At 52.1% G+C, this 4,050-nt stretch carries 2 protein-coding genes; both read left to right on the top strand.

The features are described from left to right. Positions 1-227: 227 nt before the first annotated feature. Positions 228-2,810, top strand: a complete 2,583-nt coding sequence (gene topA, locus ONB24_11205; protein MDZ7316684.1) for a type I DNA topoisomerase — start codon at positions 228-230, stop codon at positions 2,808-2,810. A gap of 130 nt (positions 2,811-2,940) precedes the next feature. Continuing rightward, on the top strand, positions 2,941-4,050 hold a 1,110-nt coding region (locus tag ONB24_11200), incomplete at its 3' end, for an OmpA family protein (GenBank protein MDZ7316683.1).

Genomic DNA, 4,050 nt, shown 5'->3' with positions numbered 1-4,050 from the left:
TAAAAAAATATTCACGAATTTGATTAAAAAGCCGAAAAAAGGATGCAATCACCGTGTATTTTCCAAACCGAATACCGAATAAAAGCTTCATTGATGAAAAAGCACGGAATATGGTAAACAATTTTTAGTACGATTTCAAGATTTTTCCTGCAACAGCACAAGGTAAAACTTGCAAATGGTAATGCATGTCATTACATTTCCCAAGGGTTTTTAATGAAAGGGCGGAATTGAAACTGGTCATTGTTGAGTCTCCGGCAAAAGCGAAAACCATCAACAAATATTTGGGCAAAGACTATTTGGTCAAGTCGAGCGTCGGCCATATCCGTGATCTGCCGACATCGGCAAAAGATTTAGAAGAGAAACCAAAAGCTTCGCCGCTTCCCAAAACGCTGTCCGAGCAGGAGAAGGAACAACTGAAGCGCCGGCGCGAGTATGAGAACCTGGTACGGGTGATGGGGGTGGATCCGGAGAACGGCTGGCAGGCGCATTACGTCATCTTGCCCGACAAGCGAAAGATCCTTCAGGAACTCAAAAAGGCGGCCGCCGAAGCCGAAGAGATCTATCTGGCAACCGATTTGGATCGCGAGGGCGAGGCGATCGCCTGGCATTTGCGCGAAGCGATCGGCGGGGATCTGCGCAAATACCGCCGCGTCACCTTTAGCGAGATCACTCGTCCGGCCATTCAGCAGGCGTTTGCCCAGCCCGGCGATCTGAACATGCAGCGCGTTCAGGCGCAGCAGACGCGCCGCTTTCTCGATCGCGTGGTAGGCTATATGCTTTCCCCCCTTTTGTGGAAAAAGATTGCGCGGGGACTCTCTGCCGGACGCGTCCAGTCGGTTGCCGTGCGGCTTATCGTCGAACGGGAGCGGGAAATTCACGCCTTTGTGCCGGAAGAATATTGGGAACTTTATGCCATCCTCAAGGCCGAGCTGCCGTTTCGCGCACGAGTCACTGCCTGTCGGGGCGAAAAGTTCGAGCCGAAATCGCGCGATGAAATCGATGCAGCTTTGGCGATTCTGCAGGATGCGGAATATGTTGTGCAGGATTACAAAGTTTCGCCGGTCAAACAGAATCCCTATCCGCCTTTCATCACCAGCACGCTGCAGCAGGCGGCTTTTTCGCGACTCGGTTTCAGCACCAAAAAGACCATGGCATTGGCGCAGCAGCTTTACCAGGAAGGGCATATCACCTACATGCGCACCGATTCCCGCAACATCAGCGCCGAGGCCCTGGCGGCATGTCGCGAATACATTCGTTCCGCTTTCGGTGAAAAATATTTGCCTGCCACGCCGAACTATTATCAGAGCGGACCTACGGCGCAGGAAGCGCACGAGGCCATTCGGCCTACGGATGTTAGCAAAGGTCCGGGCAGCATCGCTTCGCTCAATAAAGATGCAGCTCGACTTTATGAGCTGATCTGGAGGCAGTTTGTCGCCTGTCAGATGCCGCCGGCGGAATTCGATCGTACGACCATCGCCATCGGTGCAGGCGACTATGAATTGAAGGCAACCGGCAGCGTGCTTCGCTTCGACGGCTGGATGAAGGTCCTCCCGCCGCAGAAATCCGAGGAGAATCAGCCGTTGCCGCACGTAGAGGTCGGACAAAAGCTGAATCTCGTCGAATTGGATCCGCAGCAGCATTTTACCAAGCCGCCCGCACGCTACACAGAGGCGAGCCTGGTCAAGGAGCTGGAAAAGCGCGGCATCGGCCGTCCGTCCACTTACGCTTCCATTATTTCGACCATTCAGGAACGCGGCTACGTCCAGTTGAAAAACCGCCGCTTTTACGCAATGAAGATCGGCGAGATCGTGACCGACCGCCTGATGGAGAACTTTCAGAATTTGATGGATTACGACTTTACCGCCGGCATGGAGACGGGTCTCGATGAGATTGCACAAGGCAACCGTAACTGGCGGCAGATGTTGGACGACTTTTATGCCGATTTTAAAAAGCGATTGACGGAAGCGGAACAGACTATGCGCCGCAACGAGCCTTTGCTGGTTAATATTAACTGCCCAAATTGCGGAAGACAGATGGTCGTTCGCACGGGCGCAACCGGCGTGTTCCTCAGCTGTTCGGGTTATGAAAAGGCGGGACCGGATCGCTGTACAAGAACCCTCAATCTCATTCCGGCCGAAGAATCGACGGCATCCGGCGATGAGGATGAAGGGGATCCCATGGAGCTGCTGCAGAAAAAGCGCTGCCCGATTTGCGGGTCGGCAATGGACGGCTGGTTGGTCGATGAAAGCCGTAGACTGTATCTTTGCGGCAACAGCCCTGACTGTCCAGGAAGTTTAGTAGAGACGGGCAAATTTCGTCTTAAAGGCTACGACGGTCCGGAGTTGATCTGCGAACGGTGCGGCACTCCCATGCAGCTCAAGACCGGGCGCTTCGGCAAGTTCTTTGCCTGCACCAATTCCGAATGCAAAAATACGCGCAAATTGCTGCGCAACGGTCAACCGGCGCCGCCGGTCATGAAACCCATCCCCATGCCGGAGTGCCGTTGTACAAAGTCGGCTGACTACTTTTTGCTGCGGGAAGGTCAGGCGGGCTTGTTCATGGCGGCAAGCACATTCCCGAAATTGCGCGAGACCCGAGCGCCGTTGGTCGAAGAGCTGGCGCGTCACCGAAATGAGCTGGAACCGCGATTCCATTATCTTGCCGATGCGCCGCAGAGCGACCCGGACGGCAATCCTGCGGCCGTCAAGTTCGACCGGAAAACCCGTACGCATTATTTGGCTTCCGCTGGAGCGGAAAAGAGCGGATGGAAAGCCTATTGGGAAAACGGAAACTGGAAATGGCAAAAGTAGCTCGCGACTTTGAAAAAAGAAGGCTTAGTATGAAATAATTTTTTCAAGCTGCAAGTTAGATGCATTAGCGAAAGGCGGGAAAGTTCAAAAGTTTTCCAACTAATATCACTCATCAAGGTAAGAGGTGGGTATGAAACACAAGGTGTTGGCGTCCTGGGTGGTTTTTTCGTGTACAGTTCTTTCTGCCCAAGATTGGCAATCCATTTACGGTGCGGGTGGGGCGTTTGGCATTTTTAAGCTTTGGGGCGGCAAAGCGGATCGTTCCTCGCTAAGTTATTCGGGTCATATCGAGGGACGTTATGGGATATCTCCTTATGTAATGAGCAGCATTGAAATGGGTTACGGCACTTTTAAGCCGGCGCGCTTTGGAACTTCAACCTATGCTGATGCCAATTCGCCGTTTCGAACTTTTCTTTTTCCCATCGATCTGACTATTCGATACACTCCCCTACCCGCAAACCAGGTCAAGCCTTATGCTTTAGGGGAATTAGGATTACTCTTTTGGGATTTGGCGAGAACAGGTCCCAAAGACGGGAATGTTTTGACAAACGGAAAACTGCGATGGGGAAAAAGCTTTTACGGAATGGAAACCAATGCACTAATCGGTTTCGGAGCCGGCTTTGAATGGCAAATAACGAAAAAAATTGCATTGGACTTTCAATTTCGCGGTCTGCATTTGATCAACAGCAAAAAAGATAACGTCGGCGAAAACGATGTCAATGACAAATACTATCAATTTCGCTTCAGTTCCATCTACTACTTGAACAAGAAGAAACCGAAAGCGCAACCGCAGATTGTAGAGGAGATCAAACCTGTCGAACTGAAACCCGAACCGGCAGCAGCCCAACTTATCGAAACTTCGCCTGAACTACAAACTCCCCCAAAACCTGTTGAGCCGCCTGTAGAACCGAAGATTCAAATGCCCGAAAAAGGCGGCGGGCCGCTTATTCTAAAAGGCGTCAATTTCGCTTTGGGCAGTGCAGAGCTTACATCCGAGGCGCAAACAATTCTTAAGCAAGTGGCAGAAAGCTTGATGGAGCATCCCGAAGTTCGTGTCCGCATCGAAGGGCATACGGATAATACCGGGCCCGAAACCTTCAATCGATGGCTTTCGTTGCGTAGAGCCGAATCTGTTAAAAGATTTCTGACCGAGCAGGGGATTGCCCCCGACCGCATGGAAACCGTCGGCAAGGGGCCCGACTTTCCCATTGCCGACAATTCGACGCCCGAAGGCCAGAGC

The sequence above is a fragment of the candidate division KSB1 bacterium genome (assembly GCA_034505495.1).
Lineage (GTDB): Bacteria > Zhuqueibacterota > Zhuqueibacteria > Residuimicrobiales > Krinioviventaceae > Fontimicrobium_A.
This window is presented reverse-complemented; position numbering and strand designations above follow the sequence as displayed.